The organism is Amnibacterium sp. CER49, assembly GCF_029846255.1.
In the GTDB taxonomy this organism is placed as follows: Bacteria; Actinomycetota; Actinomycetes; order Actinomycetales; family Microbacteriaceae; genus Amnibacterium.
In genome coordinates this window covers 160,073-183,909 of record NZ_JARVWQ010000001.1, presented here as the reverse complement: position 1 = coordinate 183,909, position 23,837 = coordinate 160,073, and the positions used below count along the sequence as shown (strand labels likewise).

26 protein-coding genes and 1 tRNA gene are annotated in these 23,837 nt (G+C 73.8%); 12 read left to right on the top strand and 15 right to left on the bottom strand.

Annotated elements, in window-relative coordinates:
• The first annotated feature begins 4 nt into the window (after window positions 1–4).
• Window positions 5–595 carry a copper resistance protein CopC gene (locus QDR37_RS00860; RefSeq protein ID WP_279711651.1) on the top strand — a complete coding sequence of 197 codons (591 nt, stop codon included), beginning with the start codon at window positions 5–7 and terminating at the stop codon, window positions 593–595.
• Window positions 596–717: 122 nt separating this feature from the next.
• On the top strand, window positions 718–1,572 hold the full coding sequence (locus tag QDR37_RS00855) for a Rho termination factor N-terminal domain-containing protein (protein ID WP_279711650.1): 855 nt from the start codon (window positions 718–720) through the stop codon (window positions 1,570–1,572).
• Window positions 1,573–1,581: 9 nt separating this feature from the next.
• On the opposite strand, the gene QDR37_RS00850 is transcribed toward QDR37_RS00855, so the two are convergent.
• Genes QDR37_RS00850 through QDR37_RS00840 form a run of 3 tightly spaced genes read right to left on the bottom strand, consistent with a single transcriptional unit; the run spans window position 1,582 to window position 3,945 of the window.
• Complete coding sequence (locus tag QDR37_RS00850; RefSeq protein ID WP_279713522.1) at window positions 1,582–2,370, bottom strand: LLM class flavin-dependent oxidoreductase; 789 nt, start codon at window positions 2,368–2,370, stop codon at window positions 1,582–1,584.
• 5 nt (window positions 2,371–2,375) lie between these two features.
• Window positions 2,376–3,098: an RNase H family protein gene (locus tag QDR37_RS00845; protein ID WP_347882080.1), complete on the bottom strand. Its 723-nt coding sequence runs from the start codon at window positions 3,096–3,098 to the stop codon at window positions 2,376–2,378.
• A gap of 37 nt (window positions 3,099–3,135) precedes the next feature.
• A complete protein-coding gene (locus QDR37_RS00840; protein ID WP_279711649.1) occupies window positions 3,136–3,945 on the bottom strand; it encodes a DarT ssDNA thymidine ADP-ribosyltransferase family protein in 810 nt (269 codons plus the stop codon).
• A gap of 103 nt (window positions 3,946–4,048) precedes the next feature.
• On the opposite strand from QDR37_RS00840, the gene QDR37_RS00835 reads away from it, so the two are divergent.
• Window positions 4,049–4,870: a PPK2 family polyphosphate kinase gene (locus QDR37_RS00835; RefSeq protein ID WP_279711648.1), complete on the top strand. Its 822-nt coding sequence runs from the start codon at window positions 4,049–4,051 to the stop codon at window positions 4,868–4,870.
• Between the two features lie 40 nt (window positions 4,871–4,910).
• Window positions 4,911–5,588, top strand: a complete 678-nt coding sequence (locus QDR37_RS00830) for a ThuA domain-containing protein (protein WP_279711647.1) — start codon at window positions 4,911–4,913, stop codon at window positions 5,586–5,588.
• Here the strand turns inward: QDR37_RS00830 and QDR37_RS00825 are convergent.
• The 5 genes from QDR37_RS00825 to QDR37_RS00805 form a co-directional block, all read right to left on the bottom strand.
• Window positions 5,573–6,214: a YitT family protein gene (locus QDR37_RS00825; RefSeq protein WP_279711646.1), complete on the bottom strand. Its 642-nt coding sequence runs from the start codon at window positions 6,212–6,214 to the stop codon at window positions 5,573–5,575. The two genes, QDR37_RS00830 and QDR37_RS00825, sit on opposite strands and share 16 nt — an antisense overlap.
• A 116-nt stretch (window positions 6,215–6,330) precedes the next feature.
• Window positions 6,331–6,690, bottom strand: a complete 360-nt coding sequence (locus tag QDR37_RS00820; protein ID WP_279711645.1) for a hypothetical protein — start codon at window positions 6,688–6,690, stop codon at window positions 6,331–6,333.
• 71 nt (window positions 6,691–6,761) lie between these two features.
• Window positions 6,762–7,751, bottom strand: a complete 990-nt coding sequence (locus tag QDR37_RS00815) for a DMT family transporter (RefSeq protein WP_279711644.1) — start codon at window positions 7,749–7,751, stop codon at window positions 6,762–6,764.
• 76 nt (window positions 7,752–7,827) lie between these two features.
• Window positions 7,828–8,277 carry a DUF1772 domain-containing protein gene (locus tag QDR37_RS00810; protein WP_279711643.1) on the bottom strand — a complete coding sequence of 150 codons (450 nt, stop codon included), beginning with the start codon at window positions 8,275–8,277 and terminating at the stop codon, window positions 7,828–7,830.
• Entirely contained in the window at window positions 8,274–8,660 is a 387-nt protein-coding gene (locus tag QDR37_RS00805) for a DUF4326 domain-containing protein (protein ID WP_279711641.1), read from the bottom strand. Before QDR37_RS00805 ends, QDR37_RS00810 begins: the two co-directional genes overlap by 4 nt.
• A 73-nt stretch (window positions 8,661–8,733) precedes the next feature.
• Between QDR37_RS00805 and QDR37_RS00800 the strand changes: the two genes are divergently transcribed.
• Entirely contained in the window at window positions 8,734–9,258 is a 525-nt protein-coding gene (locus QDR37_RS00800) for a GNAT family N-acetyltransferase (protein ID WP_279711640.1), read from the top strand.
• Between the two features lie 243 nt (window positions 9,259–9,501).
• Here the strand turns inward: QDR37_RS00800 and QDR37_RS00795 are convergent.
• The 3 genes from QDR37_RS00795 to QDR37_RS00785 form a co-directional block, all read right to left on the bottom strand.
• Window positions 9,502–9,574, bottom strand: a tRNA-Ala gene (locus tag QDR37_RS00795).
• 66 nt (window positions 9,575–9,640) lie between these two features.
• The gene (locus QDR37_RS00790) at window positions 9,641–10,039 is read right to left on the bottom strand and encodes a hypothetical protein (protein ID WP_279711639.1); all 399 of its coding nucleotides are present in this window, start codon (window positions 10,037–10,039) and stop codon (window positions 9,641–9,643) included.
• A gap of 403 nt (window positions 10,040–10,442) precedes the next feature.
• Window positions 10,443–10,964, bottom strand: coding sequence for an MFS transporter (locus tag QDR37_RS00785; protein ID WP_279711638.1), 522 nt, complete (start codon window positions 10,962–10,964; stop codon window positions 10,443–10,445).
• Between the two features lie 70 nt (window positions 10,965–11,034).
• Here QDR37_RS00785 and QDR37_RS00780 point away from each other — a divergent pair, with 70 nt between their 5' ends.
• Entirely contained in the window at window positions 11,035–12,234 is a 1,200-nt protein-coding gene (locus QDR37_RS00780) for an MFS transporter (protein WP_279711637.1), read from the top strand.
• On the opposite strand, the gene QDR37_RS00775 is transcribed toward QDR37_RS00780, so the two are convergent.
• Together QDR37_RS00775 and QDR37_RS00770 are read right to left on the bottom strand one after the other, a co-directional pair.
• Window positions 12,229–13,398 (bottom strand): acyl-CoA/acyl-ACP dehydrogenase, encoded by a 1,170-nt coding sequence (locus QDR37_RS00775; RefSeq protein WP_279711636.1) that lies wholly within the window; start codon window positions 13,396–13,398, stop codon window positions 12,229–12,231. The two genes, QDR37_RS00780 and QDR37_RS00775, sit on opposite strands and share 6 nt — an antisense overlap.
• Before the next feature lie 32 nt (window positions 13,399–13,430).
• Entirely contained in the window at window positions 13,431–14,261 is an 831-nt protein-coding gene (locus QDR37_RS00770; protein WP_279711635.1) for a UbiA family prenyltransferase, read from the bottom strand.
• A 52-nt stretch (window positions 14,262–14,313) separates the two neighbouring features.
• Here QDR37_RS00770 and QDR37_RS00765 point away from each other — a divergent pair, with 52 nt between their 5' ends.
• Window positions 14,314–15,714 (top strand): glucose-6-phosphate dehydrogenase, encoded by a 1,401-nt coding sequence (locus tag QDR37_RS00765; RefSeq protein WP_279711634.1) that lies wholly within the window; start codon window positions 14,314–14,316, stop codon window positions 15,712–15,714.
• Window positions 15,715–15,889: 175 nt separating this feature from the next.
• Here QDR37_RS00765 and QDR37_RS00760 read toward each other — a convergent pair whose 3' ends face one another.
• Window positions 15,890–16,945, bottom strand: a complete 1,056-nt coding sequence (locus tag QDR37_RS00760; RefSeq protein ID WP_279711633.1) for a phosphatase domain-containing protein — start codon at window positions 16,943–16,945, stop codon at window positions 15,890–15,892.
• A gap of 161 nt (window positions 16,946–17,106) precedes the next feature.
• On the opposite strand from QDR37_RS00760, the gene QDR37_RS00755 reads away from it, so the two are divergent.
• Genes QDR37_RS00755 through QDR37_RS00740 form a run of 4 tightly spaced genes read left to right on the top strand, consistent with a single transcriptional unit; the run spans window position 17,107 to window position 20,450 of the window.
• Window positions 17,107–18,027 carry an ATP-binding cassette domain-containing protein gene (locus tag QDR37_RS00755; RefSeq protein ID WP_279711632.1) on the top strand — a complete coding sequence of 307 codons (921 nt, stop codon included), beginning with the start codon at window positions 17,107–17,109 and terminating at the stop codon, window positions 18,025–18,027.
• Window positions 18,027–18,722, top strand: coding sequence for an ABC transporter permease (locus tag QDR37_RS00750; protein ID WP_279711631.1), 696 nt, complete (start codon window positions 18,027–18,029; stop codon window positions 18,720–18,722). Before QDR37_RS00755 ends, QDR37_RS00750 begins: the two co-directional genes overlap by 1 nt.
• Complete coding sequence (locus QDR37_RS00745) at window positions 18,722–19,468, top strand: ABC transporter permease subunit (protein ID WP_279711630.1); 747 nt, start codon at window positions 18,722–18,724, stop codon at window positions 19,466–19,468. The genes QDR37_RS00750 and QDR37_RS00745 overlap by 1 nt, the downstream gene beginning before the upstream one ends.
• A gap of 7 nt (window positions 19,469–19,475) precedes the next feature.
• Window positions 19,476–20,450 carry an ABC transporter substrate-binding protein gene (locus tag QDR37_RS00740; protein WP_279711628.1) on the top strand — a complete coding sequence of 325 codons (975 nt, stop codon included), beginning with the start codon at window positions 19,476–19,478 and terminating at the stop codon, window positions 20,448–20,450.
• Between the two features lie 68 nt (window positions 20,451–20,518).
• On the opposite strand, the gene QDR37_RS00735 is transcribed toward QDR37_RS00740, so the two are convergent.
• Window positions 20,519–21,157: a DedA family protein gene (locus QDR37_RS00735; protein WP_279711627.1), complete on the bottom strand. Its 639-nt coding sequence runs from the start codon at window positions 21,155–21,157 to the stop codon at window positions 20,519–20,521.
• Between the two features lie 115 nt (window positions 21,158–21,272).
• Between QDR37_RS00735 and leuS the strand changes: the two genes are divergently transcribed.
• Entirely contained in the window at window positions 21,273–23,813 is a 2,541-nt protein-coding gene (gene leuS, locus QDR37_RS00730; protein WP_279711626.1) for a leucine--tRNA ligase, read from the top strand.
• Window positions 23,814–23,837 lie beyond the last annotated feature (24 nt).

The following is a 23,837-nucleotide window of genomic DNA, read 5'->3' as shown; positions in this document are numbered from 1 at the left end:
CCCCATGCCGCTGCCCGACGCGCCACGCCGGACCCGCCGCTGGCGCCTGCCGGCCGCCCTGGCGCTCGTCGCCGCCGTGCTGCTGCCGGCCGTCCCGGCATCGGCGCACGACTTCCCGACGGGCAGCAGCCCGAAGGCGGGCAGCACGGTCACCGCGCCGCTCAAGTCGGTGAGCGTGACGTTCGACGAGGCGGTGCTCACCTACGGCAGGGGCTCGACCGTGCTGCGGGTGATCGGCCCCGAGGGGAGGCACTTCGAGACGGCGTGCCCGACGGTGACCGACCGCACGGTGTCGGTGACGACGCGGCTCGGGGGATCGGGGCGCTACACGGTGTCGTGGCGGGTGGTGTCGGCCGACGGGCATCCCGTCACCGACTCCCTCGCCTTCACGTACCGGGCGCCCTCGGGCACCGCCGCCGCGGGCGGCAGCACCGACGGCCCGGCCTGCGGCGCCGGCACCGGAGCGCCGCGGGCCGCCTCCTCGAGCGGCACCAGCGGGGTCGTGGTGCTCGTCGCCGTCGTCGGCGGGCTGCTCGTGCTGCTCGTGGCCGCAGCGGTGGTGGTCGCCGTCCTCCTCACGCGCCGCCGGGGCTGAGCGCCGGAGCTGCTGCTCTGCGGATCCACGCCTCAGCCGTCTCACAGGCCCTACCCCGGCGGATGGCCTCGAATCGAGGGCAGGTGCGGGCGGTGCTGCCCGCGGAGGCAGGAGGAACGGGAATGGCCGATCAGCCGGGCAACCAGACACCGGACACGCCGGACGTCAGCGAGACGGAGCTGCGGGGCAGGAAGGTCGACGACCTGCGTGATGAGGCCCGGCGGGTCGGCGTCGAGGGGGCGTCGTCGCTGCACAAGGAGGAGCTGGTGCACGCGATCGCCCGGGCGCGTCAGGCGGCTGCGGACGGCGGCTCGGGCGGCGGATCCTCCGGCGGCTCACATCGCGGCGGGTCGGGATCCGGGAGGAGGAGCTCGGGCGAGGAGCCGGGCAACCAGACGCCGGACACGCCCGAGGTGAGCGAGACCGAGCTGCGGGGCAGGAAGGTCGACGACCTCCGTGACGAGGCCCGGCGGCTCGGCGTCGAGGGGGCCTCATCGCTGCACAAGGAGGAGCTCGTGCAGGCGATCGTCGCGGCCCGCACCTCGGGTGGAGGCCGGTCCGCGGACGGCGGCGACGAGCCGGGCGACCTCGGTGCCGGTCCGGACGGCGGCCACGTGCGCACGGGCCCCGAGACCTCGAAGTCGATCAAGTACTCGCAGGAGATCACCTCGACCGACGAGGAGCCGGAGCGCAAGGGCCGCAGCCTGGTCACGACGCACCACGAGGTGATCCGCGAGTGGGCCGAGGCCCGCGGCGGCCGCCCGGCGACCGTCGACGGCACTGAGCACGGTGACCACCTCGGCGTGCTGCGCTTCGACTTCCAGGCACCGACGAAGGGCCTGCGCGAGGTCTCGTGGGACGAGTGGTTCGAGACCTTCGACCAGCGCCGCCTGAACTTCGTCTACCAGGAGGAGCGCACGGACGGGCACCGGTCGACGTTCTTCATCCTCGAGAGCCCTGACCGCGAGGACGGCTGACCGCGGAGGTCAGCGCCGGGGGAGCCCCAGCGCGGCGCCTGCGGTCTCGGCGAACCCGATCAGCTCGTCGAGGCCGCCGCTGCGCGTGATGGCGCGGAGCACGACCTCGTCGACTCCCTCGAGGTAGGCGGCGACGCCGGCGGCGAGGTCGGCGTCGTCCCGGGGCAGCACCGTGTCGAGCGGCCCCACGCCCTGGCGCGCGAAGTTCGCGGCGTAGGCCGGCACCGCCGCGTACCGGCGCGCCTCGGTCTCGAGCGCCTCGCGGGCGTCGTCCTCGACGACCGTCCGGGCGTAGGCGACCACCCGCAGCCCGGGTGCGACCGCGCGCAGCTCCGCCGCCTGCGTCGCCGCGTGCTCGGGGGTCACCCAGTTCAGCAGCACGGCGTCCGCTGTCTCGGCCGCGAGCGCCCGCATGCGCGGGCCGAGCGCGCCGACCGCGACCCGGGCGGTCGTACCGGCTCGCAGCGCGGCGACCGCCTCGCGCACCCGGGCGAGGGCACCGGCGCGGCCGGCGCCGGAGCCGATGCCGATGGTGAGCCGGTCCTCCGGCACGCGCGTGGCGCGCACCGCGGCGAGCACGTCGTCCGCCGGTCGACGGTCGAGCGGGATCACGCCGGCGGCGAGCCGCAGCCCTGGCGCGGCGGCGCCGGCCGCGGCGAGGCCCGCCAGCGAGTCGCCGCCCGGGGTGTCGTTCACCCAGATCCCCGTGAACCCGCACTGCTCGACGTGCGGAGCGAGCGCGCCGATGGCCTCGGGCCCGAGCGCGCCGGGCACCCCCAGCGAGACGTCGCCGTGCATGCCGGTCAACCCGCGGAACGAGCGCGCCGCGACGGCCGGAGCGCGTCGCGGACGAGCCCGCGGAGCACCTCGTCGGCCGGCAGCCCGGCCTCGCGGGCGATGCGCTCCAGCCGCTGCCACTCGTCGGCGGTGAGTCCGACCGGTACGACGCGGGCGGCATCGGGCTCACCGAGGTCGAAGAGCGCCGCGCTCGGCGCGGGTGCCGGCGGCGCCGGGGAAGCGGATGCGGGACCCGGGCGCACCGCCGGAGCGGTGCCACCCCGCCGGGCGGGGAACCCGGGGCCCGTGGGGACGGCCGCGCCCCGCTGGTAGGCGGTCGCCACGGCGCGGGCGCGCTCGTCGGCGGCCTCGTTGAGCGGGTGCCCGACATGCCCCCGCACCCACTCGAAGCGGTACCGGCGTCCGGCGAGCGCCTCGTCGAGCTCCTGCAGCAGGTCGACGTTCATCACCGGCTTGCCGTCGGCCTTGCGCCAGCCCTTGCGCTTCCAGCCGGCCATCCACTTCGTCGCGGCGTTGATGACGTACTGGCTGTCGCAGAGCACGAGCAGGTCGTCGTCCACGCCCTCCGTGGCGCGGAACAGCTCGAGCACCGCCTTCAGCTCGCCCATGTTGTTCGTGCCGTGCTTCCAGCCGCCGGCGGCCCAGGCCTCGTCGTCGATGTACCAGGCCCAGCCCGCGGGACCGGGGTTGCCGAGGGCGGAGCCGTCGGCTGCAGCGGTGATCGTCACCGCGCCATCGTAGGAAGCCGCGACGCGTGCGGCGGTGTCACGAGCCGGTCGGCGCGAACCACGGCGGGTGGACGACGATCCTCGGCGGCGCCTGGTCGACGGCGTCGAAGAGCGCCCGCACCCGCGAGCGCATCGGCTCGTTCGGCACCCCGAGCAGCAGGACGTCCGAGAGCGGCACCCGCTCGGGCACGAGCACCTCGACCGCACCGAGGTCGCGGTCCTCCCTGCCCGCGCGGGCGATCGCGCGACCCGGGTCCCCGAGCGTGAGGGTCGTGGCCGGCGCGGAGGCGTCCCCGTCGGCGACGACGACGTCGGACCCGAGCCGCTTCGCCTCGACGACGAGCATCACGTACTGCGTCGACGCCGTGCGGCGGGCCTCGTCGGACCAGTGCGGGCCCTCGGCGCCGTCGCGCAGCTCGGTCCAGCGCGTGCCGTCGGGGGCGAGCGCGAACGGCACGAAGTCGGCGGCGGTGCGGCCGTCGCCGACGTCGCGCGCTGCGCGCAGCTGCCGGACGATCGGGGCGGTGACGTCGACGTCGGGCTGCGCGCCGGCCCCGATCGCGACGATCGCGCCCTCCAGCAGGATCGACTCGAGGTTTCGGACGTGGGTGACGTGGTACAGCCGCCGGGTCGCGAACGCAGGCCCCGACGGCGCCGCCGCCCGCGTCGGGCTGCTCGTGCGGGTCGGGCTGCTCGTGCGCGGCCGCCGGGCAGCCGTCGCGGTCGCGATCGCGGTCCGGGTCGCGCGCGTCGCATCGGCGGTCACCGTCGGCGGCGGCTCGACCGCCCTCCGCGGGAAGCAGATGTCGCACAGGCCCTCGTCGAAGCCGTGGATGCATTCCGCCACTGGTCGCCGCCCCTCCCGCTCGTCGCCGGCCGTCAACGCTACGCCGTCGGGCGCTGCACGGACGCCCGGCGTGCGCCCGGCGGGACCGCACTAGCCTGCGGCTGTGCCCGCACCGCTGCCGGCGATCGCCGACTCCCCGCTGAACGACCTCGACCCGGCCTCGACGCCGGGCGTCGGCTCGCGGAAGGAGGCGGAGCGCGAGACCGACGCGCGCGGCACCGAGCTCGCCGACCTGCAGGAGCGGCTCTACGCCGACAGCCGCGTCGGCGGCGGCCGCTCGGTGCTGCTCATCCTGCAGGCGATGGACACCGCCGGGAAGGGCGGCATCGTCCGGCACGTCGTCGGCCGCCTCGACCCGCAGGGGGTGCAGCTGCACGCCTTCAAAGCGCCGACGGAGGAGGAGCGCCAGCACGACTTCCTCTGTCGCATCCGCCCGCACCTGCCCGGCCCTGGCATGGTCGCGGTGTTCGACCGCTCCCACTACGAGGACGTGCTCGTCGCCCGGGTCCACGGGCTCGTGGGGGAGGACGAGATCGAGCGGCGCTACGCCGCGATCGTCGACTTCGAGCGGCAGCTCGTCGCGAACGGCACGGTGCTCGTCAAGGTCATGCTGCACATCTCGAAGGCGGAGCAGGGCCGGCGGCTGCGACGCCGGCTCGAGCGGCCGGACAAGCGCTGGAAGTACAACCCGCACGACGTCGACGAGCGGGCCCGGTGGGCGCAGTACATGGACGCGTACGATCGCGCGATCCGCCGCACGGCGACGCCCGAGGCGCCCTGGCACGTCGTGCCCGCGGACCACAAGTGGTACGCCCGGTGGGCGGTCGAGGTGCTGCTGCTCGACGCCCTGCGTCGCATCGATCCGCAGTGGCCGCAGCCCGACCTCGACGTGCTGGGCGAGCTCGAGCGGGTGGCCGCGAGCTGATGCCCGGCGGACCCTGCCCCGAGCGCGATCGGCCGAGGCCGTGAGCGACGAGCTGCTGCGCGCCCGGGTGGTGTCCGGATCCGGGCGGTTCGCCGACCCGTGGCATCCGTTCGCCGAGACCTCCGCCGCGCTCGCGCGCATCGCGCACGAGCGCGGCTTCGACGTCGAGGTGCGCGCGGACGTCGCGGCGGCGATCGGCGGCGGCGACCCGGTCGACCTGCTCGTGCTGAACCTCGGCGATCCGGCCGAGGCCGACGCCGCGGAGGACGACCGCGTCCGCGAGGGGCTGCTGCGGCACGTCGCCGCCCGTGGGGGGCTGGTCGCGGTGCACAGCACGCTCACCGGCCTGCGGATGCTGCCCGACCGCCGCTCGCTGCTCGGCGGGGTGTGGGTGCACGGCGCCTCGATGCATCCCGAGTACGGCGAGGCGCAGGTGCGGGTGCTGCCGGCGACGCACCCGATCACCGAGGGCCTCGCCGACTTCGTGGTCGACGACGAGCGGTACGCGTCCCTCGACGTCGAGCCGGACCTCGTTCCGCTGCTCGCGCACGAGCACGAGGGCGCCCTGCACCCGCTGCTCTGGGCGCGGCAGGTCGGCGCTGCCCGCGTCGTCGCGGACGCGCTCGGGCACGACGGCGCGTCGTACCGCAGTCCCGAGCACCGCGAGGTGCTCGGCCGGGCGATGGTGTGGGCGGCGGGGGATCAGGCGCCGAGGTAGCGCCCCGGCCGGTGGTTGATCGCGAGCACGAGGTTCAGCACGACGTCCCCGGCGACCGATGCGGCGACCACCGGCAGCGGGGTGACGAGCGCCGAGAGAGCGAGCACGACGGCGTCGAGGCCGAGCTGCACCCAGCCGGCGCGCCAGCCGAGCCGCTCCTGGGCGAGGAGCGCGACGATGGTGAAGCCCCCGAGGCTCGCGCCGTGCCGGAAGAGGAAGAGCACCGCGAGCCCGAGCAGCAGGTTGCCGACGAGCGTGCCGTAGACGGGCGCGAGGTGCTCGAGCGGCAGCGCGGCCGGCGTGAGCGCGGTGAGGGCCGAGACGAGCGCGATCGCGACGACCGAGCGGATCGCGAAGCCCCACCCCTTGCGCAGACCGGCGAGCAGCAGGAACGGCAGGTTGACGACGACGTAGATCGTCCCGAAGCCCCACGGCAGCACGTGCTCGAGCAGCAGCGCGAGGCCTGCCGTGCCACCGGTCACGGCGCCCGCGGCGGACAGGAGCCGCAGCCCGAGCGAGGCGACGACGACGCCCGTGGCGATCCCCGCGACGTCGTCGACCCAGGTGTGGCGAGGGGCCGCGGCGGTCTCGGACGCGATCCGCGTCCCGGGCGTCGCACTCGTCATGGCAGCAGCGTGCCTGCGAGCGGGCGTCTCGCGCAAGCCGACGAGCATGCACTGCGCATTCTGCTCGTGATCGGCCCGTTCCGGAGCGATGTGCGCAGTGGACGGTGGCTCGTGCTTCAGGAACCCCAGGTCACCGGGGCGGGCGGCACCGAGGTCGGCGCGTGCGCCACGGCGAGCAGCAGCAGGAGCAGCACGCCCAGATCCCCGGCGACGGTGACGGCGACCGCCGCGAGCCCGAGGCGGCGTCCGCGGCCGTCGAGCACGGCGTGGAGCCCGAGCAGCAGCGGGAGCACGAGCAGCGCGCTGTCGGCCACGAGCAGCCGCGCCGGCGGGAGCGGCGGGACGCCCCCCACCGCTCCGCCGGCGTGACGCGCATCGGCGAGTGCCGCGGCGAGCGGCACCGCGACGAGGACGATGGCGGCGACCAGCGCAGCGGCGCCGAGCACCTGTCCGCGGTCCGCCGGCGACTCGTCCACGGCGGCAACCTGCCACCCGCGCTCGGTGGCCCGGGAGAGGCGGAGGCCTCTGGCGGCGAGCGGTACGGCGATCAGTCGGTCATCGCGCCGACCGGCAGCTCGGCGGGCGGCGGCGCGTCCACACCGAGCGGTGCCGCGTTGCGCGCACGCACGAGACCCATGACGGTCATCGTGCCCGCGAGCACGACGACCCCGAGCCACTGGGTCGGGCTCAGCACGACGTGGAACACGAGATAGCTGACGAGCACGGTGGTGAGCGGGAAGGCGAGCTCGGCGATCGTCGCGGCCGACGCCGGGGTGCCCTGCAGGCCGCGGTAGTAGACGAGCAGGCTGAGCAGGCCCGGGACGAGCGCGAGCAGCACGAGCGCGATCGCCGCCTTCAGATCGACGCGGCCGAAGGCGCCGAGGTCGCCGTTCAGCGGCAGGACCACCGAGACGGCGAGCAGCCCGAAGAACAGCCGGAGCGCCGTCAGCTCCTTGAACGGCATCTTCGCCCCGAGGCGGCGGCCGAGGACCGTCCCGAGGCCCCAGAGGGCCGCGGCGGCGAGAGCGAGCAGCGCGGGGGCGAGCCCCTGCACATCCACGGAGAGCGGGTTCGCGAACGCGATGAGGTAGGCGCCCAGCAGCCCGAGCACGAGGTAGGCGACGAAGCGGCGGCGCACGTGCTCACCGAGCAGGAGGTGCGCACCAGCGACCGCGACGAGCGGCTGCACCTGCTGCAGCAGCGCCGGGGTGGTCGGGCTGCCGAAGGTGAACGCCGTCGTGAAGAGCAGGGTCGCGAGCGCGGAGGCGCCGCAGCCGAGGACGACGAGGAACACCCAGTCGAGCGCGGTGAACGACCGGGCCGCACGACGGAGGCCGCGGACGACGAGGGGGATCACGAGCAGCGTCGGCAGCGCGTGCTCGACCCAGACGATCAGCGTGGTGGGCAGGTTGAGGGCGAGGCCCTGCCGGAGCAGCGGGTCGGTGCCCCACATCGCGGCGGCGAGCGCGACGAGTCCGAAGCTCGCGCTGCTCGTCGGCCGCCACAGGGCGCCGTCGCGGGAAGTGGTCGCGGTCATCGGGTACAGCCTCGCAGGTGCGGGATGCGTACGTGGTGCAGGTGCGTCGAGAGGCCGGCTCGCTCCGCTCCGGCTCCTACCCCACGGCGAGGGCGGTCGCGAGGAGCACGAACGCGACGAGCGCGGCGGTCGAGCGCACCACGTCGATCCGCTCCCAACGGACCACGGTGCCCCGCCAGTCGTCCGGCGGCGCGGTGGGATCCCACGAGTCGACGCGGATGTTGACGGGCACGGTTCCGGCGAACGACACCACGAGGAAGACGGCGAGCGCGGCGGCGCCGGCGATGCGGAGCGGTGTCCCCGGGCGAGGCACGGCGACGAGCACCGCCCCGAGGGTCAGCGCCGCGGCGGGCAGCATCACGGCCGGCACCACGATCCGCAGGCGGCGCACGAGCGCTTGCCGGGCGAGCAGGTGCGGAAGATCGGGCAGCGCGCGGAGGGCCGGCTGCACGCCCCAGCGCACGAGGAGCTCCTCGCCGGCGAGCACGCCCGTCAGCACCACCGCGAGCAGCCCGACGACGTTCACGGGTGGAACGCCCCCGCGGGCCCGTTCGCGATCTCGAGCAGCGCGTCGGCGTGGCAGGGGCCGCCGAGCGGGCACCAGCAGGCGAGGTCGTGCCCGCGCAGCTCGTCCCGCGCCTCCTCGATGCGCGGACGGCCGCTGCGCCCGACCGCGGTCGGCACCCAGGCCCGGTAGGCCGCGACCGCCTCGGACCGGGTGAGCGGATGCGTGTCGTCGTAGACGGCGAGCCCGCCGTGCTCCCACAGGCCCGGATCGCGCTCGCGGTGCTGCCTCGGTGTCTCGCCGATCACGAACGGGTTTCCCCAGTACCCCGGGCGGGCGACCGTGATCGTCCCCTCGGGCTTGCGCCAGCCCTTCCGGCGGCTCAGCTGCACGCGCTCCGGCATGCACCCATGGTGCCCGCGTTCCGGCCGTCCATCCGCGCTGGACCGCCGCCGGGCGCGGGGTGAGGATCGAGCGGTGATCACGCTGCCTGAGCGGCCGCGCCTGCGACCGCCGTCCGAGGCCGTCCGCGTCTCGTACCTCGTCGGCGAGCAGGCCGACTGCGTCCACGAGCGCAAGGACCCCTCCTGGTTGGGGTCGGCGAGCGAGGACTTCCCCGCGCACGTGCGCCGGATCGGGGGTGTGCAGGAGCGCTGGGGCGTGCCGTCGGAGGTGCTGTGGTTCACCGCGGGGGAGCACTACCTGGGCACGCTCGTGCTGCGCCACCGCCTCACGCCGGAGCTGGAACGCGTCGGCGGCCACATCGGCTACCACGTGGTGCTGCCGTGGCGCCGCCAGGGGCACGCGACGGCGATGCTCCGGCAGGCGCTGCCGCTCGCCCGCGCGGCCGGGCTCGAGCGCGTGCTCGTGACCTGCGCGACGCGCAACGCGCCGTCGGCGCGGGTGATCGAGGCGAACGGCGGGCAGGAGGACGAGCCCTCCGGCGAGGAGCGGCGGTTCTGGATCGTCGTGCCACCGGACCGGGACGGGCCGGGGCGGTGAGGTCCGTCGATCAGGCGTGCTGCATCCAGAGGTCGTCCTCGACGGAGGTCGCGGTACCGGTCTCGCTGTCCGCAAGACAGGGGCGAGCTGAGGGGACTCGATCCCACTCGAGCCGGCGGCACATCGCCCGCGACGCTGCGCCGGACTGCTCGAGCGGGGCCCACCCTTGTGACGGCCTTCCCGATCTCTCAGCCGCACAACGGAAGAAGGCCCCGCCCAAGGGGCGGGGCCTTCTTCCGTTCGTGGATCTGAGGGGACTCGAACCCCTGACCCCCTGCATGCCATGCAGGTGCGCTACCAGCTGCGCCACAGACCCTCGGTGCCACCGAAGCGGCCCAGCAAGACTACACCGATCCGGTCGCGGCCGCTCCGGCGCGACACGTCAGGAGCCGTGCGAGGGCTCCGCGAGCAGCGGGCCGACCTCCTTGCTCGTCCGCGACGCCCAGTCCGTGCTGCTCACCGACGCGAGCACGACGACGAGGATCCCCGCGCCCGCGATCGTCCACCAGAGCGGATGCGCCTGCAGGAGGAACGACGCGCCGATCTTCCGGCCGCCGCCCGACGCGCCGGTGATCGAGCCGGCCACCGCGATGCCGAGCGACGTGCCGATCTGGCGTCCCGTCGAGGTGATCGCCGCCGCCGCGCCGCCCTGGTCGTTCGGCATCCCGGAGACCGCCGTGTTCGTGATCGGCGCGTTCACGAGCCCGAAGCCGATGCCGAAGAGCGCGAAGACGCCGACCACGATCAGGATCGGCGACGACGCCGTCGTGACGGTGAGCACGAGCGCGGCCGCGACGAGGAAGATCCCCGCGGGCGTCCTGCAGCGCGAGCGTGTTCGTGAAGAGGAACGCCGCCCACGAGCCGAATGCGGCGACGGCCGCGACGATCGCCGCGGAGAACGGCACGCTGTGGAAGAAGCGCGGGTCGATCAGGGCGTCGTCGCGGTGCAGCTCGTACGGCACGAAGGCGGCGAGCGCCGCGACGCCGACCACGAACGCGCCGATGATCACGGGCGACGTCCACCGCAGCTGCGGTCCCTCGATGATGCCGAAGACGATCGCGGCGAGGGAGACGATCACGAGCACCTGTGCCACCGGGTCGAAGCGCCGCACCCGCTCGGCCTTCGACTCGGGGACGAAGAGCCCGGTGAGCACGATCGCGGCGATCACGACCGGCACGTTCACTCAGAAGATCGACCGCCAGCCGACCGACTGCACGAGCAGGCCACCGACGAGCGGGCCGAACCCGAGCGAGACGCCGCTGATCGCACCCCAGACGCCGAGGGCGCGCGCCCGCTGCCTCGGGTCCGTGAACGTGTTCGTCACGATGGACAGCGAGACGGGGTTCAGCATCGCGCCGCCGACGGCCTGCACGACCCGTGAGGCGATGAGCATCCCGTCGTTCAGCGCGAAGCTGCAGGCGAGCGAGCCGAGCCCGAAGATCACGAGCCCGACCTGGAACACGCGCCGCCGGCCGAACCGGTCGCCGCTCGAGCCGGCGAGCACGAGCAGGCTCGCGAGGGTCAGCGTGTAGGCGTCGAGGGTCCACTGCAGGCTCGACACCCCCGCGTGCAGCTCCGTGCCGATCGAGGGCAGGGCGACGTTCGTGACCGTGGCGTCGAGCACGACGATGAAGAGGCTGAGGCAGCAGATCACGAGGATGAGCACCGGGTGCCGGTACCGCTTCGACAGGTCGGTGTCGCTCACCGCAGAAGGCTAGGCACCGGTTCCCACACGCTCGGCGCGCCTCCACCCGGCTGCTAGCGTTCGTCCAGGGATGACGGGCGCGCAGAGCACGGGACGGCCGGCGCTCGCCGTCGTCGTCGCGGCGGTCGTGCTCGTCGGCCTCAACCTGCGCGGCCCGCTCGTCGCGGTGCCGCCGGTCGCCGGTGCCGTCCGCGCCGATCTCGGCATCTCCGCCCCGCAGCTCGGCCTGCTCACGTCGATCCCGGTGCTCTGCTTCGGGCTCGGCGCGCCGCTCGCGCTGCTCGTCGTCCGGCGGCTCGGCGCCGAGCGTGCGGTGCTCGTCTGCCTCGCCGGCATCGTCGTAGGCGTCCTGCTGCGCTCGACGGGCGGCTTCGGCCTCGCGCTCGCGGCGACCGTGCTGCTCGGGCTCGCCATCACGGTCGGGAACGTCGCGGTGCCGGTGCTCATCCGCGCCGACGTCGCGCCTCGCGGCCGCGGCACGGTGACCGGTCTCTACTCGAGCGGCCTCAACACGGGGACCATGCTCACCTCGGTCGGCACCGCCCCGCTCGCCGAGCTGGTCGGCTGGCGCGGTGCGACCGCCGCGTGGGACGTGCTCGCGCTCGTCGCCGCCGGGTACTGGCTCGTGCTGCTCCGCGGCCGCCGCCGCGACGTGCTCCCGCTCGCCGCCGGGGAGCCGCGCGCCGCTGCTCGGCGCGATCTCGCGGACGCCCTGCCCTGGCTGCTCGCCGTCACGTTCTCGGCGCAGGCGTTCAGCTACTACGGGCTCACGGCATGGCTGCCGAGCCTGCTCTCCGACGAGCTCGGCCTGCCGCCATCGGGCGCGGGCGACGCGTCGGCGATCTTCCAGATCGCGGGACTGCTCGGCTCGACGCTCGTCCCGGTCGCCACCGGGCGCATCGGACCGCGCCGCGCGCTGCTCGCCGTCGGGGTGCTCTGGGTGGTCCTGCCGATCGGGCTGCTGCTCGCGCCCGGGCTGTTCGCGCTCTGGTCGGTGGTCGGCGGCGCCGCGCAGGGCGGCGGGTTCTCCGCGATCTTCGCGATCCTCGTCGTCGCAGCCCGCGACGAGCGGCACTCGGCCTTCCTGTCCGCGTTCGTGCAGGGGGTCGGCTACGTCGTCGCCGCCGCCGCGCCGACCCTCGTCGGCGCGCTGCACGCGGGCAGCGGGGGCTGGGCCGCACCGCTGCTCGCGGTCGTCGTCTCGACCTCGCTGTTCCTCGTCGTCGGCGGGTTCGCCGCCGTCAGCGCCGCGCGGCGCACGCCGTCATGACGGCAGCGGCCCGAGCAGCGACGTCGCGATCGTGCCGAGCGCCGAGTCGGCCGTCGACGGGTTGAAGGCGCCGGCGAGCACGTCGCGGTAGAGCCGCGCCAGCTCGCTCGAGGCCGCGTAGCCCGACCCGCCGCCGACGAGGATCGCCTCGTCGACCACCGCCTTCGCCTGCTCCGTCACCCGCACCTTGAGGCCCGACGCCTTCGCGAACCAGCGCGACCCGTGGTCGACCTGCTCGTCGAGGTCGCGCGCGAGCGACTGCACCTGCGCGTCGAGCCCGTCGTCGAGCAGCGCAGCGCTCGCGATGCGTCGGCGCACGTCCGGGTCCTGGGAGCGCGGCGCGCCGCCCAGGCGGGCGGAGGTGCGGCGCCCGGCGGCCTCCACGGCGAGCGCGACGGCGCGGTGCGCGATCCCGGCGTAGACCGAGGCGAGCAGGATCTCGAAGTCCACGAAGACCCCGAAGATCAGCGGATCCGGGTTCGGCCCGGGCGGCAGGCGGCGCACGATCCGGTCGGCCGGGATCACGGCGCCGTCGAGCATCGTCGTGTTGCTCTGCGTAGCGCGCTGCCCGAGCGTGTCCCAGTCCTGCCGGATCTCGATGCCGCGGGCCTCCCGGTCGAGGAAGCCCCAGACGATGCGGGGGGCGTCGTCGCTCGTCGAGTCGAGCCCGAAGGTGCCGAGGCGCGTCCAGACGGGGGAGAGCGAGGTGAAGGTCTTCGTGCCCGTGTAGGCGTAGCCGCCGTCGGGCAGGGGCTTCGCGTCGACGCTCGAGCCGAACAGCACGAGGTCGTTGCCCGCCTCGCTCACCCCGAAGGCGAACACCTCGCCGCGGGCGGCCTCCTCGAGCACGAAGTCGAGGGACCCGTCGCCGCGCTCGGTCAGCGTGCGGGCGACCGCGGTCCAGACGAGGTGCATGTTCACGGCGAGCGCCGTCGCCGGCGCCGCCTGCGCGAGACGCGTCTGCTCGGCGGCGAGCTCGGCGAGGGTGAGGCCCGCGCCGCCGAACCGCTCCGGCACGATCGCGGCGAGGTAGCCCGCGTCGCGCAGCTCGGCGAAGTCCTCGGTCGGGAAGGCGTTCTCGCGGTCGTAGCCGGCCGCGCGGCGGTGCACCCGCTCGAGCAGCGCGTCGTCGAGGAGGCGCCGGACTCCGGTGGGATCGCTCACGGCCGCACGGTAGCAAGGCGCGCCGAGCCGGCTCAGAGCGTCGAGCCCGCCGTCAGCAGCGCGACGACGAGCAGCAGCGCGGCCGCCATCACGGCGCGGAACGGCGTGCGGTCCGGGTGGCGGCGCAGACCCGTGACGAGGCCGCCGATCGCGGTGGCCGCGCTGACGACGACGAGGAGGCCGCCGACGGGCTGCAGGTGCGCCCCGACCAGCACGACGACGGCGGCGAGCAGCACGACGACCCCGGCGACGACCACCGACACCCGTGCGCCGAGCCGCTGCGGCAGCCCGCGCGAGCCGGCTGCGCGGTCGGCCTCGACGTCCGGTACGACGTTCGCGAAGTGCGCCGCGACGCCGAGCGCCACCCCGGCCGTGGTCGCCCAGAGCGCCGGCGCCTGCGGCGGCGTCCGCAGCAGCGTGGCGAGCGCGGGCAGGCTGCCGAAGCTGAGCACGTAGGGGACCACGGAGGCGGCGGTGCGCTTCAGGCCCAGGTTGTACGCCCAGGCCGAGGCGACGAAGCCGACGTGGAGCAGCCCGACCGGGACGGCGGCGACGAACGGCAGCGCGAGCCCGGGCACGAGGGCCGTGAGCGCGGCGGTCCGGAGGGTCGCCGGCGCGATCGCCCCCATCGCGGCCGGCTTGTCCGTGCGTCCCGCGGCCGCGTCGGCGCCCCGGTCGAGCCAGTCGTTCGACCAGCCGACGGAGAGCTGCCCGAGCAGCATCCCGAGGGTGAGCAGCACGGCCCGCGGCGGGGTCGCGCCCGCGGCGAGCGCGAGACCGAGCGTCACGAGGGTCACGACCACCGCCGGACCGGCGTGCGCGCTGCCGATCAGCGCGCGGGCACCCCCGCCCTCTCGGACCATCCGCTCATTCTGGGTTCGGAGGGCGCCCAGCGCGCGTTCGTACAGTTCCCACGTGGCTTCTGAATCGACGCTCCTCATCCTCGGCGCCAGCGGTGACCTCACGAAGCGGCTGCTGCTGCCGGGCCTCGGCAGCCTCATCACGGGCGGCGACGAGGCCGACCTGCGGCTGCTCGACGGCCTCACGATCCTCGGCTCCGCCCGGTCCGAGCGAGCGCGCGACGACTGGCAGGGCGAGATCCGCGAGGCGTTCGAGGGCGTCGGTGCGAAGGGTGACCTCGCGCGGGCGCTCATCGAAGGCGCCGACTACGTCGCCGCCGACCCCACGGAACCCGACGGGCTGAAGCGGCTGCTCGACGCCGCGAAGGGCGACCTCGTCGTCTACTTCGCGCTGCCGCCGGCCGTCATCACGAAGGTCGCCGACGTGCTCGCCGACGTCGACCTGCCCGAGCGCACCGTGCTCGCGATCGAGAAGCCGTTCGGCGGCGACGCCGAGAGCGCCGCGGCGCTGAACGAGCAGCTGCGGCGCATCGTGCCCGAGGACCGCATCCACCGGGTCGACCACTTCCTGAACCACCGCGCAGCGCTCGGCATGCTCGCCACCCGCTTCAACAACCGCATCCTGGAGCGGGCCTGGAACGCCGACGACGTCGAGCGGGTCGAGATCGTCTACGACGAGACCCTCGGGCTCGAGGGCCGCGCGTCGTACTACGACACCGCCGGCGCCCTCCGCGACATGCTCCAGTCGCACCTGCTGCAGGTGCTCGCGATCGCCGCGACCGAGGCGCCCGTCTCGCTCGACGCGACCAACCTCCGCGACGCGCTCGCCACGGCGCTCCGCGCGACGCGCGTCTGGCCGCACGGCAAGGTCTTCCCGAACACCGACCAGCCCTCGCGCCGCGCCCGGTACACGGCCGGGACCGTCGGCGACAAGCAGCTGCCGGACTACGTCGACGAGGAGGGCGTCGACCCGGACCGGGGCACGGAGACCCTCGCCGAGATCGCGCTCGAGGTGAACACCGCACGCTGGGCGGGCGTGCCGTTCGTGCTGCGCTCCGGCAAGGCGATCGGGAACCCGCGCGACGAGATCGCCCTCACCTTCCGGCCGCTGCGCTTCGTGCCCGGCGGCCAGACCGGCGAGGGCCGGCGCGAGCGGGTCGTGCTCGGCTTCAAGCCTCCGCGCATCGAGGTCGCCTTCACCTCGGGCGGCGGCGACATGCCGTTCGAGCTCGAGGCCGCGACGCTCGAGGGGACGCTGCCGAAGAGCCCCGTGACCGAGTACGGCGAGGTGCTCCGCGGCGTGCTCGGCGACGACCCGACGCTCTCGGTCCGCGGCGACGTGGCCGAGCAGTGCTGGCGCATCGTGCAGCCGATCCTCGACGCGTGGCAGCGCGGCGAGGTGCCGCTCGACGAGTACCCGGCGGGCAGCGCGGGCCCCGACTCCTGGCAGTCCTGACCCGGCCGGCACCTCCGTATGCCGTCGGGACACCTGGAGCCCGACGAGCGCATACGGGAGTCCCGAGGGCGAACGCGCGTCACGCGGTGGCTGTGGTGCCGCGCGGTACGCATGCCTACCGCGCTGCGCCAGGGGTACCGCGCGACGTGAGGCGAGCCGGCCGCGGCGTCACGGGCTAGAGCAGGCCCGCGCGCTCGAGCTCGGTGGCGAGGCCCTTGCCGTCGGGCGACGAGAACCACGGCACGTCGACGCCGCGCGGACGCACCTCGCGCGAGCGTCCACCGGCGAGCACCGCCTCGCCGGGGGAGAGGCGGCGGATGCACACGGCCGCGACGTTCTGCGGGTGCGCCTCGGCGAACGCGCCGTAGATCTCCTCGTCGTGCTGCCCGTCGTCGCCGATGAGGAGCCACCGCATGTCCGGGAACTCCGCCGCGAGCCGCTCGAGCTGGTCGACCTTGTGCTGCCGTCCCGAGCGGAAGATGCGGTCCGGCGTCGGGCCCCAGTCGGTCAGCAGCAGCGGCCCGGGCGGGTAGAGGTTGCGGTTCAGGAAGCGCTGCAGCGCGGGCGCGACGTTCCACGCGCCCGTGGAGAGGTAGATGACGGGCGCCTGCGGGTGCGCCTGGTGCAGCCGGTCGTAGAGCACCGCCATCCCGGGCGTCGGCGTGCGCGCGTGCTCGTCGAGCACGAACGAGTTCCACGCGGCGAGCAGCGGTCGGGGGAGCGCCGTCACCATGACCGTGTCGTCGATGTCGGACACGACGCCGAAGGGCGCGGTCGGATCGAGCACGAAGACGTTCGTCTCGACCTCGTCCGTGCCGCCCGGAACGCCCTCGGTGCGGAGCGTGACCGTGCGCCAGCCCGGCTCGAGGGGGGACTCGACGCGGGCGTCGATCACGCCGCCGCGGTCGGCGACCACGTGGTGCACCTCGTCCCCGACGGTGACCTGCACCGGCTGCCCGTCGACGGCGATGCTCGTGAAGCTGCGCCAGCCGCGGACGGACTCGGCGCGGGTCGTGCCAGGCCGCGCCGGGATGAGCACCCGGCCGAGCACCCGCACCCAGCCGGGTGCGCCGTAGCCCGTGTAGGGGATGACGGTCGGCACCTGGCCGCGCCGCCTCGCCCGCTGCTCGCGGAACTCGCGGATGGCGTCGTCGAGGCGCATCGCGCGCCCCATCGCCTCCTCGACGGCGGGGCTCGGCGCATGGCGCCGACGCGCTCCGGGGCGTGCCATGCGACCGATCCTTCCAGACCCGCCGCGGTCGCCGCCGCCGCCCCCCTCGGCTGGATCGTTACGCAGCGGGAAGATCGGCGCTGGCCGCGTGTCAGTGCGCATGCATAGAGTGACCGAGCCGCACGGGATCCGCCCGGGCACGCCGAAGGGACCGCCGCACCGTGTCCATCGAGTTCCGATCCGTCTCCAAGACGTTCGACGATGGCACGACCGCGGTCGAGGACTTCTCGCTCACGATCCCGTCGCACGAGACGACCGTGCTCGTCGGCTCGTCCGGCTGCGGCAAGACCACCCTGCTGCGGATGATCAACCGCATGGTCGACCCCACCAGCGGCTCGATCCTCATCGACGGGCAGGACATCGCCGGTGTCCCGCCGGTCGGACTCCGCCGCAGCATCGGCTACGTCATGCAGAACTCCGGGCTGCTGCCGCACCGCACCGTGGTCGACAACGTCGCGACGGTGCCGATGCTCACCGGCGTGCCGAAGCGCAAGGCCCGCACCGACGCGCTCGAGCTGCTCGACCGGGTCGGCCTCGACCGCGGTCTCGCCAACCGCTACCCGGCGCAGCTCTCGGGCGGCCAGCAGCAGCGCGTCGGCGTCGCCCGCGGGCTCGCCGTCGATCCGAACGTGCTGCTCATGGACGAGCCGTTCGGTGCCGTCGACCCCATCGTCCGCGACGAGCTGCAGCGCGAGCTGCTCCGCCTGCAGCGCGAGCTCGGCAAGACCGTCGTCTTCGTCACCCACGACATCGACGAGGCGTTCCTGCTCGGCAACCAGGTCGTGATCCTGCAGCGCGGCGGGCGCATCGCGCAGGCCGGGACGCCGAAGGAGATCCTCGCGAACCCGGCCGACGAGTTCGTCGCCGACTTCATCGGCGCGAAGCGCGGCAAGCGGGCCCTGCATGCCGAGCGCGTCGACGGCGACCGCGTGCTGCTCGTCGACGCCGCAGGCTACGCCGCGGGCATCGTCGAGGCGCCCGGCGGCCGCATCAGCGTCGACGACCTCGCCCTCGCCGAGGCGGGCGCCGGCCCCAAGTCGCGCAGCGTCTCGAACAAGACCGACCAGGCGGGCGACGCCTGATGGACTGGGTGTGGACTCACGCCGGAGCGATCTGGGCGCTGGTGCTCGAGCACATCGGGCTCTGCGTGCCGCCGATCGTCCTCGGCTTCGTGATCTCCATACCCATCGGCTGGTGGGCGAGCCGCAACGCCGCCGTCCGCAGCGTGCTGCTCACCGTGGGCAACATCCTCTACACGATCCCGGGCCTCGCCCTCGTCGTGCTCATCCCGGTGATCCTCGGGGTTCCGCTCCTGAACCCGGTCAACATCGTCGTCGCGCTCACGATCTACGCCCTCGCCATCATGGTGCGCTCGGCCGCGGACGCGTTCGCCTCCGTCCCTGAGGGCGTGCAGCAGTCCGCGACCGCTCAGGGCTTCTCCGGCGCACAGCGCTTCCTCACGGTCGAGCTGCCGCTCGCGGGCCCGGTGCTGCTCGCCGGCATCCGGGTCGTGTCGGTGAGCACCATCAGCCTCGCCACGGTCGGCTCCCTCGTCGGCATCAGCAGCCTCGGCGATCTCTTCACCGACGGCTTCCAGCGCAACTTCCTGCTCGAGGCCGTCGTCGGGTTCGTGCTCGTGCTCGTGCTCGCCGCCGTGTTCGACGTGCTCCTGTCGACCGCCGGGCGACTGCTCATGCCCTGGACCCGCGGCGCCCGGCTGTCGTCCCGCGCGGCGCGGACCGTCGCCATGCCCCTGGCCCCGGCGGTGCGCCGCTGATGCTCTTTCTCCAGGCGATCCAATGGATCCTCACCCCCGCCAACTGGCAGACGGTGAACTTCGGCCCCGGCATCGGCGGCGAGCTCGTCGCGCACCTCTGGCTCACGTTCCTCAGCACGCTCGTCGCCGCGGTGATCGCGGTGCCGATCGGGCTCGCGATCGGGCACACCGGGCGCGGGCGCGGGGGCGCGATCCTCATCGGCAACGTCGTCCGTGCGTTCCCGACGCTCGGCCTGCTGTCGATCCTGCTGCTCGTCCTCGGCCTCGGGCTGCCACCCGTCGTGCTCGTCTTCGTGCTGCTCGGCATCCCGCCGCTGCTCGCCGGCGCCTACGCGGGCGTCGAGTCGGTCGACAAGCAGGCCATCGACGGGGCCCGCGCGGTCGGCATGTCGGAGTGGCAGGTGCTCACGAAGGTCGAGGTGCCGCTCGCGCTGCCGCTGCTGCTCGGCGGCCTGCGCAGCGCCGTGCTGCAGATCATCGCGACGGTGACGCTCGTGTCGAACTACGGCTCCGACAGCCTCGGCCAGTTCATCATCTCGGGCGCGGCCACCAAGGACTACGTGCAGATGACCGCCGGCGCGATCCTCGTCACGGTCCTCGCCCTCCTCGCGGACGCCGTCCTGGCGTCCGCCCAACGCATCACCACGCCGCGCGGGGTGCTCCGCGGCGCGGGGAGTCGAACCACAGCACGCGGACGGCGACCGCTGACCGCACCAAGTGGGGCACCCATCTCGGAAGGAAGCTGATCCCCTCATGACCATCTCCCGCAGAGGCGCCCTCGGCGCCGCCACCGCGGTGCTCGCGGCCGCGGCGCTCTCGCTCACCGGTTGCTCGAGCTCGAACAGCCTGAGCGGCTCCGGCTCGTCCCCGAAGGACACGCCCGCCGCGTCGTCGAGCGGCGGCTCGAGCACCAGCGCGGGCGGCGACTCGATCGTCCTCGGTTCCGCGAACTTCCCGGAGAACGAGATCCTCATGTACATCTACGGCAACGAGCTCGCGAAGAGCGGCTACACCGTGTCGTACAAGCCGAGCATCGGCGCCCGCGCCGCCTACATCGCGGCGCTCAAGTCCGGCGAGATCAACCTCGTGCCGGAGTACGCGGGCAGCATCCTGTCGTACCTCGACAAGAGCGCGAACGCGAAGTCGGGGTCGGCCGTGAAGACCGCGCTCGACGCGGCGCTGCAGAAGGAGAGCCTCAAGGCCTCCGCGTTCTCCGAGGCGGCCGACTCCGACTCGCTGAACGTGACGCCGGCGTTCGCGAAGCAGCACTCGCTCAGCTCGATCGGCGACCTGAAGAACGCGGGCTCCGTCACCGTCGCCGCGAACCCCGAGTTCGCGTCGCGGCCCGACGGCATCCCGGGGCTCAAGTCGGTGTACGGCCTCTCGAACATCCAGTTCAAGGCGATCAACGACAGCGGCGGCAACACGACGCTGAAGGCGCTGCTCGGAGGCCAGGTGCAGGTCGCCGACATCTACTCGACGACCCCGTCGATCCTGCAGAACAAGCTCGTCACGCTGAAGGACCCGAAGAACCTCTTCGCGTCGCAGCAGGTCGTGCCCGTCTACAGCGCATCGAAGGACTCGAGCAAGCTCACGGCCGCGCTCGACAAGGTCTCGCAGGCGCTCACGACGCAGGATCTGCTCAAGCTGAACGAGCAGGTGTCGGGCAGCACGAAGACGGACCCGCAGACCGCGGCGAAGGACTGGCTGTCGAGCAAGGGCCTCTGACCCCTCGCACCAGGAACGCCCCGGATCCCGCGCAGGCGGGGCCCGGGGCGTTCCTCGTCGTCGAAGCGCTAGCGATGCCGGGTGCTGCGCCGCTCGAAGCGGTGCAGCACCCGCTTGCCGAGCGCGATCACCACGAGGAAGAGCACGACGGCGCCGAGCACGATCCACGCGGCGGAGTGCAGCTCGCCCGACAGGGCCCGGTAGCTCGTCCCGGCGGCGGTTCCGGCGGTGACGTAGATCAGCGCCCACAGCACGCAGGCGGGCGCCGTCCAGGCCAGGAACCGCCGGTAGGCGAAGTCGCTCATCCCGACGGTCACCGGCACGAGGGCGTGCAGCACCGGCAGGAAGCGCGACAGGAACACGGCGAAGCCGCCGCGCCGCTCGATCCAGCGCTCGGAGCGCTCCCACTGCCGCTCGCCGATGCGGCGCCCGAGCCGCGTGCGGCGCAGCCGCGGCCCGAACCAGCGCCCGATCGCGAACCCGACGCTCTCGCCGGCGAGCGACCCGACGACCACCGACACGAGCAGCAGCAGCCACTCGAGCACGCCGCGGTTCGCGGTGCTCGTGAAGAGGACGATCGTGTCGCCCGGCACGAGCAGCCCGATGAACAGCGACGTCTCGCAGAACATGCCGACCGCCGCCACGAGGTACCGCCAAGGCCCGAGGGCGGCGAGCGCCTCGAGCGCGCCCGTCAGCCAGGCGTCCACCGGATGCCCCTTCGGATCAGCGGATCCCGGCCGCGGGCAGCGACCGGACGATCAGCGTAGGGCCCGGACGCCCTAGGGTTGAAGGCTGTTCCAAGGCGATCCGGAGGAAGCGTTCATGGCCGAGACCGACCACGACGACGTGCCCGAGTTCCAGCAGCTGCAGGCGAAGTGGCTGCCGGTGTGGGACGCCCTCGAGCCGTTCCGGACCGACGACCCCGCCGACACGCGGCCGCGCAAGTACGTGCTCGACATGTTCCCGTACCCCTCCGGGGATCTCCACGTGGGGCACTCGGAGCAGTACATGCTCGGGGACTTCCTCGCCCGCTACTGGCGGCAGCGGGGCTTCAACGTGCTCCACCCGATCGGCTGGGACTCGTTCGGCCTGCCCGCCGAGAACGCCGCCATCAAGCGCGGGGCCGACCCGCGGCAGTGGACGTACGACAACATCGCCCAGCAGCGCGAGACCTTCCACCGCTTCGGCGTGAGCTTCGACTGGACGCGCGTGCTGCACACGAGCGACCCGGAGTACTACCGCTGGAACCAGTGGCTGTTCCTGCAGCTCTACAAGATGGGGCTCGCGTACCGGAAGGACAGCTGGGTCAACTGGGACCCGGTCGACCAGACGGTGCTCGCGAACGAGCAGGTGCTGCCCGACGGCACCTCGGAGCGCTCGGGCGCGGTCGTCGAGAAGAAGAAGCTCACGCAGTGGTACTTCCGCATCACCGCGTACGCCGACCGGCTGCTCGACGACCTGAAGCAGCTCGAGGGCACCTGGCCCGCCAAGGTGCTCGCGATGCAGCGCAACTGGATCGGACGCAGCAACGGCGCCGAGGTCGAGTTCCGGGTCGAGGGCCGCGACGAGCCGATCACCGTGTTCACGACCCGGCCCGACACCCTGTACGGCGCGACGTTCATGGTCGTCGCCCCCGAGTCCGACCTCGCCGCGGAGCTCGTCCAGGGCGCGCCGGCGGCGATCGCCGAGCCGTTCGCCGCGTACCTCTCCCGCGTGCAGTCCGAGACCGAGGTCGAGCGCCTCTCCGCCGACCGCGTGAAGACCGGCGTCCCGCTCGGACGGCACGCGATCAACCCGGTGAACGGCGAGCGGCTGCCGATCTGGGCGGCCGACTACGTGCTCGCCGACTACGGCACCGGCGCGATCATGGCCGTGCCGGCGCACGACCAGCGCGACCTCGACTTCGCCCGTGCCTTCGACCTGCCGGTGCGGGTCGTCGTCGATCCGACGCAGCCCGTCACCGGGATGATCCCGGTGATCGCCCCGGGCGAGCCGATGCCGGACGCGGAGTCGGCCGACCCGCTCGTGACGGGCGTCGCGATCGCCGGCGAGGGGCGGCTCGTCAACTCCGGGCCTCTCAACGGCCTCTCGAAGGCGAACGCCATCCCGCGGATGATCAAGGAGCTCGAGGCCGCGGGAACGGGTCGCGGCGCGAAGAACTACCGGCTGCGCGACTGGCTCATCTCGCGGCAGCGGTTCTGGGGCACCCCGATCCCGATCATCCACACGGCCGACGGCCGCGAGGTGCCGGTGCCGGAGGACCAGCTGCCCGTCGTGCTGCCCGAGACCGAGGGCCTCGACCTGAAGCCCAAGGGCACCTCGCCGCTCGGCGCGGCCGAGGAGTGGGTCACCGTGCCGAGCCCGATCGACGGCAGCCCCGCACGTCGCGACGCCGACACGATGGACACGTTCGTCGACAGCTCGTGGTACTTCCTGCGCTTCCTGTCGCCGCACGACGCGACCCGGCCGTTCGACCCCACCGAGGCGGAGAAGTGGGCCCCCGTCGACCAGTACGTCGGCGGCGTCGAGCACGCGATCCTGCACCTGCTCTACGCGCGGTTCATCACGAAGGTGCTCTACGACCTCGGTCTCGTCGGCTTCACCGAGCCCTTCAGCGCGCTGCTGAACCAGGGCATGGTGCTCTCCGGCGGCCAGAAGATGTCCAAGAGCCGCGGCGGCGTCGACCTCGGCACCGCCATCGACGAGTGGGGCGTCGACGCGATCCGGGTCGCGATGGCGTTCGCCGGGCCGCCGGAGGACGCGATCAACTGGGAGGACGTCCACCCCACCGGGTCGATGAAGTTCCTCGCCCGCGCGCTCCGTCTCGCGAGCGACGTGACGAGCAGCAGGGACGTCGCCTGGGCGAGCGGCGACGAGGCGCTCCGGCGCGTGACGCACCGCCTGCTCGCGGACGCGCCGGGGCTCGTCGAGTCGTTCAAGTTCAACGTGCTGATCGCTCGCGTCATGGAGCTGACGAACGCGGCCCGCAAGGCGATCGACTCGGGTCCCGGACCCGCGGACGCCGGCGTGCGCGAGGCGGTCGAGACCATCGCGCTCGTGCTGAGCCTCGTCGCGCCGTTCACGGCCGAGGAGATGTGGGAGCGGCTCGGCTACGAGCCGTCGGTCGTCCTGTACGGCTGGCGGAAGGCCGACCCGACCCTGCTCGTCGAGGAGTCCGTGACCGCGGTCGTGCAGGTGGACGGCAAGGTGCGCGCCCGCCTGGAGGTGTCGCCGACGATCACCGCGGACGACCTCGAGCGGCTCGCGACCGGCAACGACGTCGTGCAGCGCAGCGTCGGCGGGCGCCGCATCGCGCGCGTCGTGGTCCGCGCGCCGAAGGTCGTCTCGATCGCCACCGAGTAGCACCGGGCGGGCATCCAGTCCTCC

Bases quoted from the DNA above. Each gene is read 5' to 3' on its own strand.
- QDR37_RS00850 (WP_279713522.1), bottom strand. From the start codon at position 2,370: ATGCACGGCGACGTCTCGCTGGGGGTGCCCGGCGCGCTCGGGCCCGAG.
- QDR37_RS00825 (WP_279711646.1), bottom strand. From the start codon at position 6,214: ATGACGAGTGCGACGCCCGGGACGCGGATCGCGTCCGAGACCGCCGCG.
- QDR37_RS00740 (WP_279711628.1), top strand. From the start codon at position 19,476: ATGACCATCTCCCGCAGAGGCGCCCTCGGCGCCGCCACCGCGGTGCTC.
- QDR37_RS00750 (WP_279711631.1), top strand. From the start codon at position 18,027: ATGGACTGGGTGTGGACTCACGCCGGAGCGATCTGGGCGCTGGTGCTC.
- leuS (WP_279711626.1), top strand. From the start codon at position 21,273: ATGGCCGAGACCGACCACGACGACGTGCCCGAGTTCCAGCAGCTGCAG.
- QDR37_RS00745 (WP_279711630.1), top strand. From the start codon at position 18,722: ATGCTCTTTCTCCAGGCGATCCAATGGATCCTCACCCCCGCCAACTGG.
- QDR37_RS00860 (WP_279711651.1), top strand. From the start codon at position 5: ATGCCGCTGCCCGACGCGCCACGCCGGACCCGCCGCTGGCGCCTGCCG.
- QDR37_RS00770 (WP_279711635.1), bottom strand. From the start codon at position 14,261: ATGGTCCGAGAGGGCGGGGGTGCCCGCGCGCTGATCGGCAGCGCGCAC.
- QDR37_RS00760 (WP_279711633.1), bottom strand. From the start codon at position 16,945: ATGGCACGCCCCGGAGCGCGTCGGCGCCATGCGCCGAGCCCCGCCGTC.
- QDR37_RS00855 (WP_279711650.1), top strand. From the start codon at position 718: ATGGCCGATCAGCCGGGCAACCAGACACCGGACACGCCGGACGTCAGC.
- QDR37_RS00815 (WP_279711644.1), bottom strand. From the start codon at position 7,751: ATGACCGCGACCACTTCCCGCGACGGCGCCCTGTGGCGGCCGACGAGC.
- QDR37_RS00805 (WP_279711641.1), bottom strand. From the start codon at position 8,660: ATGCCGGAGCGCGTGCAGCTGAGCCGCCGGAAGGGCTGGCGCAAGCCC.
- QDR37_RS00780 (WP_279711637.1), top strand. From the start codon at position 11,035: ATGACGGGCGCGCAGAGCACGGGACGGCCGGCGCTCGCCGTCGTCGTC.